12 protein-coding genes and 2 tRNA genes are annotated in these 14,992 nt (G+C 49.2%); 4 read left to right on the top strand and 10 right to left on the bottom strand.

The window, feature by feature from the left end; genetic code table 11:
• Positions 1 to 82: 82 nt before the first annotated feature.
• Positions 83 to 925, top strand: coding sequence for a F420-dependent methylenetetrahydromethanopterin dehydrogenase (locus ACHZA2_RS10145; RefSeq protein WP_319538910.1), 843 nt, complete (start codon positions 83 to 85; stop codon positions 923 to 925).
• A gap of 64 nt (positions 926 to 989) precedes the next feature.
• Here ACHZA2_RS10145 and ACHZA2_RS10140 read toward each other — a convergent pair whose 3' ends face one another.
• Positions 990 to 1,922, bottom strand: coding sequence for a galactose-1-phosphate uridylyltransferase (locus ACHZA2_RS10140; RefSeq protein ID WP_319579612.1), 933 nt, complete (start codon positions 1,920 to 1,922; stop codon positions 990 to 992).
• Between the two features lie 73 nt (positions 1,923 to 1,995).
• Positions 1,996 to 2,982 carry a 5,10-methylenetetrahydromethanopterin reductase gene (locus ACHZA2_RS10135; protein ID WP_319538912.1) on the bottom strand — a complete coding sequence of 329 codons (987 nt, stop codon included), beginning with the start codon at positions 2,980 to 2,982 and terminating at the stop codon, positions 1,996 to 1,998.
• Positions 2,983 to 3,268: 286 nt separating this feature from the next.
• On the opposite strand from ACHZA2_RS10135, the gene ACHZA2_RS10130 reads away from it, so the two are divergent.
• Positions 3,269 to 4,396: a hypothetical protein gene (locus ACHZA2_RS10130; RefSeq protein ID WP_319579611.1), complete on the top strand. Its 1,128-nt coding sequence runs from the start codon at positions 3,269 to 3,271 to the stop codon at positions 4,394 to 4,396.
• Positions 4,397 to 4,414: 18 nt separating this feature from the next.
• Here ACHZA2_RS10130 and ACHZA2_RS10125 read toward each other — a convergent pair whose 3' ends face one another.
• Together ACHZA2_RS10125 and dcd are read right to left on the bottom strand one after the other, a co-directional pair.
• Positions 4,415 to 5,368 (bottom strand): NrpR regulatory domain-containing protein, encoded by a 954-nt coding sequence (locus tag ACHZA2_RS10125; protein ID WP_319579610.1) that lies wholly within the window; start codon positions 5,366 to 5,368, stop codon positions 4,415 to 4,417.
• On the bottom strand, positions 5,365 to 5,802 hold the full coding sequence (gene dcd, locus ACHZA2_RS10120) for a dCTP deaminase (RefSeq protein ID WP_319579609.1): 438 nt from the start codon (positions 5,800 to 5,802) through the stop codon (positions 5,365 to 5,367). The genes ACHZA2_RS10125 and dcd overlap by 4 nt, the downstream gene beginning before the upstream one ends.
• Positions 5,803 to 5,855: 53 nt before the next feature.
• Here dcd and ACHZA2_RS10115 point away from each other — a divergent pair.
• A tRNA-Arg gene (locus tag ACHZA2_RS10115) sits at positions 5,856 to 5,927 on the top strand.
• Positions 5,928 to 5,936: 9 nt separating this feature from the next.
• Here the strand turns inward: ACHZA2_RS10115 and ACHZA2_RS10110 are convergent.
• From ACHZA2_RS10110 to ACHZA2_RS10100, 3 genes are all read right to left on the bottom strand, one after another.
• Positions 5,937 to 7,364, bottom strand: coding sequence for a carboxypeptidase-like regulatory domain-containing protein (locus tag ACHZA2_RS10110; protein ID WP_319579608.1), 1,428 nt, complete (start codon positions 7,362 to 7,364; stop codon positions 5,937 to 5,939).
• A gap of 44 nt (positions 7,365 to 7,408) precedes the next feature.
• Entirely contained in the window at positions 7,409 to 8,965 is a 1,557-nt protein-coding gene (locus ACHZA2_RS10105) for an AMP phosphorylase (RefSeq protein ID WP_319579607.1), read from the bottom strand.
• Between the two features lie 115 nt (positions 8,966 to 9,080).
• The gene (locus tag ACHZA2_RS10100; RefSeq protein WP_319579606.1) at positions 9,081 to 11,741 is read right to left on the bottom strand and encodes an MEMAR_RS02690 family S-layer glycoprotein; all 2,661 of its coding nucleotides are present in this window, start codon (positions 11,739 to 11,741) and stop codon (positions 9,081 to 9,083) included.
• Between the two features lie 379 nt (positions 11,742 to 12,120).
• Between ACHZA2_RS10100 and ACHZA2_RS10095 the strand changes: the two genes are divergently transcribed.
• A tRNA-Gln gene (locus tag ACHZA2_RS10095) sits at positions 12,121 to 12,193 on the top strand.
• Positions 12,194 to 12,199: 6 nt separating this feature from the next.
• Here ACHZA2_RS10095 and ACHZA2_RS10090 read toward each other — a convergent pair.
• Genes ACHZA2_RS10090 through ACHZA2_RS10080 form a run of 3 tightly spaced genes read right to left on the bottom strand, consistent with a single transcriptional unit; the run spans position 12,200 to position 14,915 of the window.
• Positions 12,200 to 12,748, bottom strand: a complete 549-nt coding sequence (locus ACHZA2_RS10090; RefSeq protein WP_319579605.1) for a fibrillarin-like rRNA/tRNA 2'-O-methyltransferase — start codon at positions 12,746 to 12,748, stop codon at positions 12,200 to 12,202.
• Between the two features lie 53 nt (positions 12,749 to 12,801).
• Positions 12,802 to 13,704 carry an RNA-processing protein gene (locus ACHZA2_RS10085; RefSeq protein WP_319579604.1) on the bottom strand — a complete coding sequence of 301 codons (903 nt, stop codon included), beginning with the start codon at positions 13,702 to 13,704 and terminating at the stop codon, positions 12,802 to 12,804.
• Positions 13,704 to 14,915, bottom strand: coding sequence for a tripartite tricarboxylate transporter permease (locus tag ACHZA2_RS10080; protein WP_319579603.1), 1,212 nt, complete (start codon positions 14,913 to 14,915; stop codon positions 13,704 to 13,706). The genes ACHZA2_RS10085 and ACHZA2_RS10080 overlap by 1 nt, the downstream gene beginning before the upstream one ends.
• Positions 14,916 to 14,992: the final 77 nt, after the last annotated feature.

Here is a 14,992-nt window from a genome sequence, read left to right as displayed (position 1 = left end):
ACAATAAATACTCCGAAAAAACGATTTCACAACCTTTATTATGATATTTATCATAGTATCGTTGAACACACAGAGGTGTGCAATGGTAGTAAAAGTAGGAATTGCAAAACTTGGAAATATTGCAAGCGGTGTCATGGCAGAACTTCTCCTCGATGAACGGGCAGACCGTGAGGATATGCAGACCTTCATGGCCACCTCGGGAACCAAGCTCCAGCCAGAAGATATCGAACGTGTCGTCTCCAATATGAAAGCATGGGGTCCGGACTTCTGCGTTGTTGTTTCTCCAAACGGAGTTCTTCCAGGGCCAAAAGGGGCACGCGAGGCACTCGCAGCAGCAGGCATCCCCTGTGTTGTCATTACTGACGACATCACCACCAAGAAAGAGGAGTGGGAAGCACTCAAGGCAAGCGAATTCGGATACATCATCATGAAGGGAGACTCCATGATCGGTGCACGCCGCGAATTCCTTGACCCCATCGAGATGGCTGACTTCAACGGAAACCTTGTCAAGGTGCTCGCACTCACCGGTGCATTCCGTAAACTTCAGGTTGCTCTTGACGAGGTCATCGACCAGGTCAAGGCAGGAAAGAAGGGCAAGGACCTCGCACTGCCAAAGATTGTCATGACCTCAGACAAGGCTGTCGAGGGAGAGTTCAGCAACCCATACGCATATGCAAAGGCACGGGCAGCATACGAGATCTCCAGCGCTGTTGCAGGAGTCAATGTCAAGGGCTGCTTTATGACAAAGGGCTTTGAGAACTACACTCCAATCGTTGCATCTGCACATGAGATGATGCGCCAGGCCGCATTCCTCTGTGATGAGGCACGTGAGATGGAGAAGGCAACCGACGCAGTCATCCGCAAGCCACACAAGAACGACGGAACCCGCGTTGCAAAGAAGACCCTCATCAGCAAGCCTGAATAATCGGATCTTTCCATTTTTTCCTTTTTTTTCTAAACACCAAAGCGGCGAAGGTTTTCGATAAGAACTAATTCTTCAGGGACTCTCTCCAGGTATCTGCCAGGTCTTCAGGGAGGGTGAGAATCACGGGTTCAAGATGCAGCCGCTCCATAAATGCAGTATCAGATGTTGAGAGAGGGTTCGGGTTGATGCGCGATATGAGTGAGCAGAACGCTGAGAAGTGATCACGGTCCTCATCCGTTCCGAAAAATATCGCCATATTGAATGCACTTGTTCCGAGATCCTGGTAGAATCCAAGAATTGTAACCAGGTCATCTGCAAAAACCTCGAGGACCCTGCGAAACTCCTGAATGGTTGTAAGTGGGAGAAGACATCTGATCTCCCGTTCACCCACCGGAACAGGATTTGCATACCAGAACATTCTGGTCCCGGGGAGGTCTCTTTTATTCTGTTCTTCATACTCCCTGACATGTTCGAAGTATTTTTTCCCATGTAGTCCGGGATATCCAGCTCCTGCAGAAAGATACCGGGCAGGTAGTGTGTCTGGAGCTTTATCGCACAGGCCCTGGAGGTGGGGATGAGGAAGTGAAGCTCCGGCTGAGGGAAGGTAGTTCCAGTTGATAGAGACATACCCGGTCTGCTTTTCAAGAGCGACCACCTGTCCGCGAAGGGCATCTGCAATCTGCCGGGGTGTAAAACGGGAGACCGTGTGTTCATGTGTTATTGAGGTCACCACATGGTAGGCTGCAAACGGGTAGAGGTTTGGAAATGTGATACTCTCACCGACACATATCCGTTTCCCGTCAGGAAATACCGGAGTGACCTCCTCAATATGATCAGGGCAGAACGGACAGCCTTCATTGGAATATGCAGGAACATAGGCACCACCGATACCCCTCTTTAGTCGTTCAGGACAGATTCGGGTCCGAAGTCCGGTCAGTTCTTCAGTGCGGTATTCGATAAAGCCACCAGCGTGCTCTGTTTTGAATGAGGTAAACATCAGCCTGCCCTACTCCTCGTATGGGCATGTCACTATAAATATGAACCGAAAAAAAGAGAATTTTGTTTTGCGCTCAGACTACGTACTTTCCAAGCAGGCGGATAGAGTTGACAACATCCGGGCCGAGTGGTGATCCGAAGATAACCTGGGTAACACCGGATTTCATCAGGTCCTCACACTTCTGCTTGACAGTGTCAGGGGTTCCTGCAATGGTGAATGCATCGATGGTTGCATCATCGACATTTTCTCCAGCAGTCTTGAAGTCAAACTTGCCTAGTGCTGCCTTGATATTTGCAACCTTTGCAAGGTCGAGGCCGTGGCGCTGGAGCAGTGGCTCTGGAGATCCGGCTGCAATAAATGCTGCAACAATCTTTGCTGCATTGCGTGCCTTCTTCTCGTTTTTGTCGATTGACATTGCGGTGTATGCACCGATGTCGAAGTTCTTCTTACCAACCTTCTCGCAGGCTGCCTTGATGATTGGAATTGCGACTTCGAAGTCCTTCGGGTTGGATGCGTTGATCAATGCACCGTCTCCGATGGTACCGGCGAGTTCGAGGACTTTTGGACCCTGGGCACCGATGTACATCGGAATACCCTTCTTTCCTGGGAGGGTGACACCGGTGAGCTTGGCACCGTCGTAGTCAAAGAATTTCATGCCGCTCTTTGAAACCTGTTCACCGGCGAGGAGCTTGCGCATCTGCACAACTGCTTCCTCAAGACGGCCGACTGGTTTCTCTGGGTTGATTGCAAGTTTCGGAAGGGTTGAGAGGTCACCAGGTCCGATACCCATGACTGCACGGCCCTCTGATATCTCATCAAGGGTGCATGCAAAGGATGCCATTGCAGCGGGTGTGTCGGTGAAGGCGTTCATAATACCCGGACCCATCTTCAGGGTTGTGGTTGCCTGAGCGATTGCTGCAAGGGTTGGGTAGCAGTGGCGGTTGTTGTAGTGGTTGGTAATCCAGGCAAAGTCAATATCCTTTGACTCTGCGAGTTTACAATAATTGACCACCTGTTTGACGTTAATGTTTCCTGGAACGAATTCTATACCATAACTCAAGGTCTGTCACCTCAAAAAATTAATAAAACCCGAACCGGTAAAAACATTATTATTTGAATCTCAAAAAATCAGGCAATATTAGAATAATAAAGCGATATCATCCGAATTTTCATGTCGAGATCTCTATTATGACAAAAAAATAATTGCAGACGCATGGAGTTACGGAGCATACCGGCTGTTACGGGCAAATTTTCAGGTTGCCCCCAGATACTCTATATGAGATCAAGGGAGTACATATATACACTTCAACGACCGGTTTGAGGATTATCGTGCAACGGGTGATGAAATGAGACTCTTGATATTAGGACTTGGCACGGCTGGGAGCAGGATTGCTGATGCGATAGCTGAACCGGCCGGCAGAGCAACCCGTGGCCCTGCAGTCCATGCGATAGCGGTTGACAATGATCCTGTAATCCTTGAGAGCCTTAAAAATATCGACAGAGAAAGGAAGATCTACTTTCCAAGAGACTCCATTTCCACGCCCGAACTCCGGACCACCACCTTCACTATCGATGAAGTGAAAGCCCTGCTCCGTTCCAATGATGCCGGGGGTCATGATGCAGTACTCCTTTGTGCAGGGCTCGGAGGCGGTCTTATCGATCTGGTCCCTCACCTGGTCGATATCATCAGGGAGACAATGTTTGAACCTGTATTTGCCCTGGTCACCCTCCCCTCTGATGAAGAGGGCCAGGAAAGGCTCAAACGTGCTGCTACAAATATGCGTCAGATACGTGCGATCCTTGACGGGGTCATCGTTTTTGACAACCAGCTCTGGCTTGACAAAGTCCGTGAGCAGATGGAGACAGCGGTCCAACAGACCGGACCAGGAGTGACCGAACGGTTCTGGATACCGGGAACTCCAGAGAAGACTTCGGTCGAACCGTATGATCTGATTAACCACCAGATCGCAATACGAATACAGTTGCTGATTCAGGCAGGAGAAATACAGGATACACCACCACAGATGGTTCTGGATACCAGGGAGATCCTGAATACTATCACCGGTGCTGGACTGATCACAATAGGTTTTGCAGACGAACCTCTTGAAGAGCACTCAAAGATAGGATTCTTCCGCCAGAAACAGGAGTCAATCGTATACCGGCAGGAACGGGCAGGAAGAATTGTAAAACTTGCTGAGAAAGCGGTATTCAGGGATATATCAGCATATAGCGATCTTTCATCAGCCACGAAAGCCCTTATCCTGCTGGTCGGACCTGAAGAAGAACTTTCCATGAAAGGGTTTATGGCTGTCAGAAAGTGGATTGATGACAGTATCAACGGATATGAACTCAGGTCCGGGGACAGTCCTGTTTCAGCACGGCATGGATCCCATGTAGCAGTCCTTATTGTCCTCTCAGGTCTGAATGAGATACCCAGAGTCAGTGAGTTGGATCAGTTAATTCAGACGAAGTAAAAAAACGAGTATTTACTTTTAATTTTTATTTTCAATCCGGGAGAAGGAAATCGTTCCTGCTCCTATCTCAGTGGAAAGTTTGAGACCTTCTTCTGCCGCATACCCGATGGAGTTCATTCCGGAGTATGAAACAAGGGAAATTCTACCAGGATCGGTCACCAGATTAAAGATCTGACCTCTTCCCATCATAAGTGGAAATCTGAATCCACATCCCTGCATTCTGGTGATCAGATCTGATGCCCGATCCCATGACGAACCCGGAATCTGCCTGATATTTGCCAGAAGAACCCCTGAACCATCGGATATAAAGGGGCCGATTGAAGTGAGACCTGAGTTGATGAAGAGTTGGAGGGGATCCACAGTGGAGCCCTGATAGCCGATCAGATCTACGAACTCAATCGGCTTATTATTCTCAATCCGGATCGTCCCCCCATAGGCCATCTTCACCGGGATGCCATTGTGCTGGAAGACACCATCCATTGTAATACTACAGACGGTTAGAATCCCGGTGTGATCTGCCGGAACCCGCGTGTCGCGATCCAGAAGAGCGTAGGAGTGGAAAAAACTGCATCCTGCATCCCGGACCCGGTCAAAAACGCTTGTCACGGCATCAAGTTTCTCGTTTGGAACAATGGTCAGGTTATAGGCCACATCGCCGGTTGAGGTGTCAGGGTTGAACGTACTGCGAAATGCCAGACGTTCAAGTTTTGAGATAACAAACCCGATACGATCTTCCACCAGGGCACGATCTGTCTCTGCAATACCGGTAGAAGTCAGAATCCGTCCCTGATTGCCAACCTTCTCGGTGAATCCACGGGTATCAAGGTACCTGAGATAGTACTGAACCGCCCGGTCAGTCATCACGTATCCCCGTTCTGCCAGAAGTTCAGAGAGACGCTTTGCCCCCATAGGCTCCTGGTGATCCTTGAGGATTCGCAAAATCTCGATATATTTATGCTCTGTTTTTATCATCGTGCTGGAACCACTCCGTTGCTGTCCTGGTATCTCCCATTATAGATCTCGTCACCTGCACTAACTTCAGAGAAGATCATCTGCACAACCCGGTCACCTGCACTGATAGAGACGGGTTCTGCACCCATGTTCACCAGACAGAGGGTAAGGTGTCCCCTGAATCCGGGATCCACAAATCCCCCGCTGAGCAGGAGACCACGGCGTGCGTATGAGGAACGACAACGAAGTGTGGCTGCCAGGTCACCAGGCAGTTCCACCCATTCCATCGTTGCAACAAGCGTCATCATCCCGCGTTCAAGGGTGTAATCTTCTGCAGCCCTGAGATCATATGAAGCAGGCTGTTGGCACTCTGTGCCATACGGCTCGAGGACAACACCTCCGTTACCGGCAGGAATCCCGAGTCTCTGCCGGAGCGAGCGTGATGACAGAATCATACCATACAGGTAGGATAAAAATCATTAATACCTTACGGATGGAACCATCTAGAGGATCCATGGGGTAGCGGATATCCTTCCGGGCTTCGAACCCGGGGACGTGGGTTCGATTCCCACTGGATCCGTAAAAAAAATCAGAGTGATCTCCTTCTGAGATCAATTCGTCTTCTTCTTGCACGTGATGATGGTCTCTTCCCGCCACCCCTGAAATAGAGGATAAGGAGTAACGCCACCACCACGAGGACTATGATTCCTGCCTGCATCAAGGGGAATGGAGTTACTACATTCTCTTTCTCTTTGGGGGTAAGAACGAGAATCACCGGGGTTGAGACAGGTGGGATTATGGTTGTATTATTCTGCAGATACCCTGCCAGTTCTGCCCCGATATGATAGGACTGTTTTTCTTTGAGGGCCAGAACTGTCGATCCATTGCCGTTACTTACAGCCATCTGGGAGCCATTGACCAGAACCGAAGCATTGGGAAGGGATCGTCCTTGAGTATCCTTGACCATCACTGGCACCGAAATCAGATCAGGAGTCAGATCAAAGATAATATCTGATTTATTTGATGTGAGATCAACGGTCCTGCTTTCAGGTTTGTACCCTTTCTTACTGACACTAATGAGATAGGACCGGAGTTCAAGATCTGGTATCGAGATTCTCCCATACTGGGTTGTAGATCCTGCTGACTCACCATCTATCCGAATCTCTGCCCCCTCGATAGGTTGTTTAGCAGGATCATATACAGAGACAAACACTGTGGACTTGAGGGGTATCAGGGCAACATCCAGAATGAGATCCTCTTCACCAGGATTTTTCTGCAGGATCGTCTTCTCATATCCCGGGGATCTCGCTTCGATCATATGATCCACACCCCGGCTCATATTGGTGATAAGAATTCCTTTCTCGTTAGTCTTCCCTGAATCCTTGCCATCAGTAAATACCTGAACGTCTGCAACCGGGTGTTTGGTTTGAGCATCCTGCACCAGAAGTGAGATCCGATCATTTCTGATCATCGAGTACTGAACAGCCGTATTCTCAAACCCTGTCACCAGTTTGTCCCTGATAGTCTGATATTTGCCTCCAGTGATCGTGAGATCATAGACCTGCTCGGTTCGGAGAGGGAGGAGAACACTCCCGTTCGAACTGGTATGATTCTGACGAACTGTCCCATCCGCCAGGCTGGCTTTTACCTGAAGGTCAGGTAGAGGAAGGAGTGTATCAGCATCAAAAACCTGGATCGAATATGTACAGTTGCGAATCTGCAACGGAACCAATAGCAGGGTGTCATTTACATGCGGTGTTCCGGTCCACTCGCGATATCCGGCCTTTGCTATCCTCAAAGCAGGAGGAACGCCTTCATATGAGAGGTTGTAGGTCCCGTTCTCGTTAGTAGTTGCAGCATACTCCCCGTTTGTGTAAATGAGTGCCTGAGGGATCGGGGCTGTCCGATCAGTCTGCTCAAACACCATGATATTGAGACCACAGACCGGAGCAGTTGCCAGAAGGCAGAGCAGGAGAAGTATTCCTCCTGATACCAGTCTCAGTTTCCTGTGTTCCATCTGTCACTTCCTGCCTTACTGTCCAGAATTTTCCTCACAGTACATTATTCAACACCGTTGGTACGCTGCCTGGAGGGGACCCACTCCCTCTGGTTTGGAACACGATCGATCAGCATCCCTTCCACAATCACCGGACGGAGTGTCCGGGCAGTTTCAAGTGCCTTCTCTAGTCTCCATTTCCTCTCGGCATACAGAGTAAATATCGGATCACCACGCTTGAGACGGGTTCCTGGCTTTGCATGAATGTAGAGTCCGGCCCCATGATCATTTGGCGCTCCGGCAACGCGGGCAATAGTGATAAGGGAGCGGTTGTTGAGATCCACAACATATCCGTCATACTCTGCCTTTACGATATGGAAAAACTCCCCTGGTTTTACCATATCAGAAGTGACCTCCGGATTTCCACCCTGGATTGCAATGATATCCTGCATCTTTTTCAGGGCTTTTCCAGTCTTGAGAAGTTCAAGGGCCAGATTTGCTCCTTCACCGCGGTTTGCTTTTCCTGCAAGCTCTAGGGCTATTCCTGCAATCACCGTGCTCTTCTCAATTAGTGAGTTCGGGGATTCAGCTCCTTCAAGGATAGCAAGGGCCTCTTTCACTTCCAGTGCAGGGCCGATTGCCCGTCCAACCGGTGCGTCACCATATGTCAGAGCACATTCAACACGCATTCCCAGCCGATCACCGATCTCAATGAACAACTGGGCAAGTTTCCTTCCTTCCTGTATGGAATGAACCTTGCAGTTTATCCCCACCGGAATGTCAATGGCAACAACATCAGCACCGACTGCATATTTTTTTGCCATGACACTGGCGATCATCTGCCCAACCTGATCAATTTTGAACGGATACTCCTGAATGATGATCTTGTCATCAGCAGGGGCAATGTTGGTTGCACCACCCCACACAATGACACCACCGACCTTCTGTGTCATCTGCTGAACTTCTGTAGCCGAGAATTCCACAGGTGCCAGTACTTCCATCAGATCAGCAGTTCCCCCTGCCCCCGTAATTGCACGAGAACTGGTTTTAGGAATCAACAGTCCGGCAGCTGCTATGATAGGAACAACTAGAAATGTGATCTTATTTCCCGGAACCCCGCCGATCGAGTGTTTGTCAACAATGGGTCCGGTATGAAACTCAAGTTGGTCTCCAGTCTCCACCATCGAACGGGTGAGAGATTCAATCTCATCAATATCCAGATTGTTGATGTAGGAACTGATAACAAACGCAGTGATCTCGCTTGGTGACAGATTGTCATGAACAATATCGCTCACGATCATTTTGATCTCTTCACGTGAGAGACGGGTTCCGTCCATCTTCTTCCTGATATAATCAAGCGATACCGGACGGTCAGCCACCCTGACCTCTACAGATTCACCATCTTTTACCTGTAGTTGCTCGTTACTCTGGTGATAGATACCGAGTTTTCCTTGTTTAATGAGAGAAGAGGTAGTTTCAACATAATCTGCTATGGAGAGACCTGTTGAGATATTGGTAATTTCAACCCGGTCTCCTGGAAAAACACCCAGGGATTTTGCATCCTGCTGGTGCAGGAGCACACCCCGTGCAGCAATATCAACGAGGCGTACAGCAAGTTTCATGCATAAAATTGACGCTGTATCCTAATTAGTTCATTGGAAGAATCAGCGGAGACAAAAAGCAGAGTACACTAACAGAACTTGCTGTGTAAAAAAAAGAAAAATTAGGGTTTAACCCTTAGTTCCGGCGCAGTGCAAGGAATGCAACTGCTCCGAGGCCTGCGAGTGCTGCCATTGCGCCAAATCCTGGGGACTTCTTAGTCGGCTCAGGGGTTGGAACGGTGGTTGCCTTCTCGGTTGGCTTGCTGGTTGGAGCTGCAGTGGTTGCTACTGCGGTCGGCTTCTCGGTTGGAGTTGCGTTCTTCTCAGTAACATTTGCTGCTGGAGTTGCATTGGTCTTCTCTGCTACTGGTGCTGCTGGGGTGACTTTTGCTGCCGGGGTAGCTGCTGCTGCCGGAGCTCCGCCTGCCTCAACAACGTTGAACAGTGTAGTCTCAACTACGTCGGTGGTAACACCGGAAACACGGACGATGTACTCGTCTGGCTTGAAGGTGGATGCGTCAACGCTGAAGCTCCACTTGTTCAGACCGTCAGTGCCCTGCTGGACCTTGACAGTTCCGGTTGCGCCGCTGAACTCACCGCTCTGTGACTTGTCGGTCGGCTTGAATGAGGATGAAGTAACCTCAACGAGCAGATCGTTGTCGTCGTATGCCAGGTTGGTGGTACCGGCGATCTCGAACTTGGAACCTACCTTCTGCTCACCGATCGGGTTGATGGTGACTTTTGGCTCCTCTACGAGGAACTGCAGTTTGGTGTAGGTGTCGTCTACCATGGCGTTGTTGATTGCCTGGATGAGTGCCTCTGCTGCGTCAGTGCCCTGAAGTGCACCCTGACCGCCGATCTTGAAGAGCTGTGATCCACGGGTTGGGTATGAACCAAGGACATTCTGTGGGCTTAATGGGTTGTCTGGGTAGACATCGAACTCGTTGTTGTACATTGGGTGCTGAACAACGACGAAGTACTGACCTGCGTAGAGGCTCTTGGTGGTTTCCTTAGTGAGTTCGTATTCGAATGACATGTCATCATTCACGGACTCTGTTGCGTAGAGAACCTTGTTCTTTCCAAGAATCCACAGTGCAATTCCCAGTGATGGGTCGCCTTCTGCGGTACCTCTGACGTAGAGCTTGTCACCCTTTGCAACGACTGAGCCGGATGCAGTTGCCTGGATGTACGGCTTCTTGATCACGAGTGAGACAGTGTCATACTGTGCATCATTCAGGTGATCCTTGTCGTTTGGTGCACTTACTGCGTAGATTGTGTAGGTTCCTGCATCCATCTCAAGGTTTGCAGTCTGCCACTTGTACTCGTAAGTGTCGTCATCCTGAACATCAGCTTCGTCAAAGGACTGTGGCTGATTGTTGTTGACTTCCTTCTTTGGAGACTTGAGCATTGCTCCATTTGTTGGAAGGTTTGGACCAGTGATGAAGAGATACGTAGTGTCAGTCTCGGAGTTAGTTCCGGAGAGTTTGACTTCCTCACCAAGGTAGTAGCTCTGATCGCCTGCAGCGACGATGGTGACATCGCCCTTCTCTACCTTGATATCGACCTCATCGGACTTGTACTGGTTGCCGGACTTGCGCTCGACACGTACGGTGTACTTCTTGTCCTTGGTGTCCTTGGTTGTCTTGAACTCAACGGTTCTGGTACCACTGGAATTAAGTTTTACCTGTGCGTAGCACTTGGTTCCGTGGTAGTCGGGGTCGTCGGGGACATCTTGCTTAACGCTTTTCCCTGCGCCACCCTCGTACTGATACTTACCAATCTCGTATGGGCCTGCCGGGTCGTCCTGCTTAACGTTGTCCTGAGCTGTCAGGATCATCGGTGGCTGGTCGCCGGTTGCGCCGGTCATGGAGTTGGTTCCCTTAACCCAGAGAACGTACTGGGCGTTTGGAACACCAGTGATGGTGACGGAGAACGGATTGCCACGGACTACAGTGTCCTTGTTGGCTTCGATCTTAACTTGATCGGTGGCAATCTGAACGCTCTTTACAGCGGAAACAGTTTTTCCAGTGTAGTCCGAGCCATCTGGTGCCTTGTACTGGTCCTTCATTGCATTGGCGTTGCACTCTGCCCAGACAGTGTACACACCGGCCTTGTACAGGCGGTTGTTGTTCTTGTCTTCAGCTGCAGTGTTCCAGCCATCGTTCTTTGCATACTTTGAGTGATCGCTGCCTTCTCCGACCCAGTACCAAAGCTGGTTGTTAATGGTCAGAGCGTTGAGTGGCCACTCTTTGCCGTTGTTTCCAACGAGCTGCTGGTAGACACCACCGTCTGAGGTCTTAACCTTCAGCTTGAATGGGCCATCAGCTGCCTGGTATCCTGGACGGGATGCAATGCTCTGCATGTTGGTTTCAACTGCAAAGTTTGCATAGTTCCCGACTGGAATTGCCTTGCCGGTGATATCCTCACCTGCGGTTGCGTCCCAGATCTTAAGACTAAGGGAAGGCTCCTTCACGTTGAAGGCTGGGGAACCCTTTATAGTCCCATTCCACTGGTACCAGATACCGGTCTTGCCGACGAAGATGTCTGGTGACACATAGAATGTTTTAGCGTCGGAAACTGACTGAATGTCAGCAGGCTGCTCAGTGTCTGAGTTGCTGCCTGGCTGCCACCATGCAATCTGCTTGGCGCCGCCGGTTGCTGCGCTCACATCAAGGTTCTTTTCTCCAAGGAAGATATCTCCTCCCTGGCTGACCTTGTTGAGTGCTGCAGATGCCGGAAGTGCAATACATGCACATGCGACAAGCACCATTAATATAACTGCGATTCGTGCGTTCATTGAATGTCCTCCGAACAATCCGATTGTTCGAAAAGCACTGATTCTGGAAACACCGCTGATCCAACGATGATAACCAGAACGTCATGCCACATACTCCGAGATAATCGAAGTATGACTAGATGTTTGTGAACTCCATATTATATCCTTTCTGGTATCTCTGCGAAGAAAAGAGGCAAAAATCTGGGCCAAAATTCAGTAGAATCCTCAATGTCAAAAAATTCAGGATCTATCAGCCCGGTATCACCAATGATGATGAACGAATAAACCGGCCCTCGGAAGGCCGATATCGCGCCAGCATGAGGAAGCAAAAAATCCTGAAAAAAGATACCGATGAGCAGCACTATTATATACCACGAGCGAGAAAAATATGGAGGCACGAAGCCCGATAGTGTAGAGGTCAATCATACGAGGCTCTGGACCTTGTGACAGCAGTTCGAATCTGCTTCGGGCTATTACGTTCAGAAATTCTCTTTTTTGCATACAATAGCTGCATGATCCCGATGGTATTTGTCTAGCCATGTTACGTTGATCTCATCAAGACCTGCATTCTGTAATGCTGATACTGCTTCACTACAAACCTGCTTAGGGTCCAGCTGGGAAGCTACACTCCGCGTTTTCAGCATCAGAATTAACAATCCCCCAGGATTCAGAAAGAACAGATTTTTTATTACTATCTCTACCTGTTCTTTCTGCGCAATATCCTGATAGATCAGGTCTACCCTGCTGACCAGTGGAGCGTAGGTTCGAGGATTAGCAGCATCAGCAGGGATAGGGATAATATTCTTCTTTATACCACAGACCTGGAGTAACTTCACAAGAGGCTCCGGTGCTATCTCAACAGCATATACAACCCCTGCATAGTCAGCGATAAACGAGACCGTGGTTCCTGATGCAGCACCAAGATACAAAATCTGATCTGTTGCATTGATCTCAGGGCCAGATCCCAGATAATAAAGAGCAGATAGTTTACTTCGCTCTGGTGGCCAGACCCGAAAGGAGCCTATCATCCTGTCACCTTTGATGGCTCTCCCATGAGAACACAATATACCATTCTGCCAGATCAAGACTTTCTACCCGCCTTTTCTATCCGTAACCGTGCTCGTTCCAGAAATGTTATATCCCCTATCCCCCGGTAGTAATCAATTCTTGATGCAATGGCAAGATTTGCAGCAAGCGTCCGGGAGACCCTCCCCCTAATCTTACGGGATGCAGAATGTATGCGTTTGTGCTCAAAGATAAGCCCGTGCTTAGGAGGGGGAGAGCCTGATGAGAGATGGGAGAAGAGAGCATTGCGGGCCCCCAGAACCTGGATCTTTGATGCTGGCATTTGAGATAAGTGTCTCAAATTACCTGCCTCTACAAGCAGCCTTGCAGCAACCAGGGGACCCACTATAATACTACTGTTGGGAAGGAGTCTCTCGCTTCTTGTTGAAATATCACGGACCAGTCCTGCCCGGCTCTCCTTCATGCTTACAAGACTGCGACAAAGTAGTGTAATACCATCATTCCCACTTCCTGACGCTACCTCCCTGATAGAATCCTGACCTTTTTTAACCGGGCTACTTGAGTCATACCCATTCTCCCCCATCGAGAGCCAGAAGATGATCTGTTCAGACAGGCGGCTGATCATCTGATCAGTCTCACGAAGTATCAGCATCAGTTTTATCAGCCTAACCTCTTCGGATGAGTTATAAATCTGCAACTCTTTCCGGGACCAGAACATACAGATCTCACGAAGTGAGGAGTAATATTCATCCTTATCTTTACAGATACCCTTGACAACTGCCTCCTGCCAATTGGGAAGGATCGAAAATTTATCTCTATTTGCGATATTTGCTATGAATCCGGAGTAGAGTTGAGTCAAATCAGATGAGTCAGACCCCTCAACCGACTTGCACTCATTGTACCAGTAATGAGAAGTTATCTGCTGGTTACCGGTTTGATCAGATTGTTTTGAATCCATCAAAATCCCCAGAGCCCAAGTGAATATAGAATAACAGGCAATGTTACAACTCCCATGCAGGTTATGCGTGAGAGGTTCAGAAGCACAGGAATCAGACCAATCCCAGTTGCACAGGCGAGGATAAATAATCCAAATGGGCCGGATATGACTCCGCAGAGAAGAATCACAAACCCGGCCACAAGAGTGTTGAGTTTTTTGCCATCAACTCCTGAGAACCACCTTGCATAAGAGGCAAGGCGCAGGGTTATCAGATAAGCTGCCCCCGATGCAATTACCGTAATCAGGAGAAGCACCCAAAACGAAGGTGGATCCAGAGATGATATCATCACCATGACGCCGTTCCTGGTTCTTTCAATTCCGTAAAAAGCAGCAAGGCCGACCACCACGTTTGCACAGGCTGCAGCTCCGGCAGCAACCAGATAGGTTCGCCGGTTTGTATCATATTTTATTCTGGCATTAATCACAGCAGTTGCAGATGCTGTTGAGAGGCCCGGGAGCCATCCAACCAACAGACCAGCAATTGTCCCGGAGAGTGACGCATACAGAATGTTTCCTGTTTCAAGCCCAAGATCTGTAAACCGTTGTCGTGGAACCGGAGCATGGGAAGAGGAGATTAATACAGACAGTCCAAACAACCCGGTCAGAAGAGGCATCAGAACCGTACTCTCACCATTCATCCCCCAGACAAGATACTGGTACCTGAACGCAAAAAGCCCGAGCAGACCAGATGACACAAAGATCAAAAGCCCCCAGATTACAGACTCCTCCTGAATAATTATCAGACCCATAATCAGTACAAGCACCGGACCGGTGAACCAGTCGATGGAAGACTGGATCTGAGGCAGGGCAAGATATGCTATCACAGAAACAGGCACTCCAAAAATAACACCATATACACAACCAATAGCTGAAAGCCTGACTGCCTCTTCCCCTTTTCCTTCCATGGTCAGTGCATGTGCGGGAAGCACTGACAAGGCAGTTCCGGAGTCCGGAACTCCGAAGAATGTGGATGGAATCAGATCAAGAAACGAGTGACTGATAAGCATGGAGATCAGAGCAGCAGCAAGACCCTCTACACCGATAAACGGGATTAAAGCAGGAGAAAGGCCAGCCATGATTCCTGCCATGGTGTTTGAATGAATACCCGGGATCAGACCACTTATGACACCACAAGCAAGCCCGATCACAAGCCCTGATAGTAAGGGAATCATGGGATTCTCATGCATTATAAGTGTGAAGAGAGCTTAAAATAACCGCATATCAGGTCTGTGGACCAGTGATCAGGGGA

The organism is uncultured Methanospirillum sp. (assembly GCF_963668415.2).
Lineage (GTDB): Archaea > Halobacteriota > Methanomicrobia > Methanomicrobiales > Methanospirillaceae > Methanospirillum.
Note: the sequence above shows the minus strand (reverse complement) of the source record. Positions and strands in the feature narration are given on the sequence as shown.

Bases quoted from the DNA above. Each gene is read 5' to 3' on its own strand.
- ACHZA2_RS10145 (WP_319538910.1), top strand. From the start codon at position 83: ATGGTAGTAAAAGTAGGAATTGCAAAACTTGGAAATATTGCAAGCGGT.
- ACHZA2_RS10140 (WP_319579612.1), bottom strand. From the start codon at position 1,922: ATGTTTACCTCATTCAAAACAGAGCACGCTGGTGGCTTTATCGAATAC.
- ACHZA2_RS10130 (WP_319579611.1), top strand. From the start codon at position 3,269: ATGAGACTCTTGATATTAGGACTTGGCACGGCTGGGAGCAGGATTGCT.
- ACHZA2_RS10125 (WP_319579610.1), bottom strand. From the start codon at position 5,368: ATGATAAAAACAGAGCATAAATATATCGAGATTTTGCGAATCCTCAAG.
- dcd (WP_319579609.1), bottom strand. From the start codon at position 5,802: ATGATTCTGTCATCACGCTCGCTCCGGCAGAGACTCGGGATTCCTGCC.
- ACHZA2_RS10110 (WP_319579608.1), bottom strand. From the start codon at position 7,364: ATGGAACACAGGAAACTGAGACTGGTATCAGGAGGAATACTTCTCCTG.
- ACHZA2_RS10105 (WP_319579607.1), bottom strand. From the start codon at position 8,965: ATGAAACTTGCTGTACGCCTCGTTGATATTGCTGCACGGGGTGTGCTC.
- ACHZA2_RS10100 (WP_319579606.1), bottom strand. From the start codon at position 11,741: ATGAACGCACGAATCGCAGTTATATTAATGGTGCTTGTCGCATGTGCA.
- ACHZA2_RS10090 (WP_319579605.1), bottom strand. From the start codon at position 12,748: ATGATAGGCTCCTTTCGGGTCTGGCCACCAGAGCGAAGTAAACTATCT.
- ACHZA2_RS10085 (WP_319579604.1), bottom strand. From the start codon at position 13,704: ATGGATTCAAAACAATCTGATCAAACCGGTAACCAGCAGATAACTTCT.
- ACHZA2_RS10080 (WP_319579603.1), bottom strand. From the start codon at position 14,915: ATGATTCCCTTACTATCAGGGCTTGTGATCGGGCTTGCTTGTGGTGTC.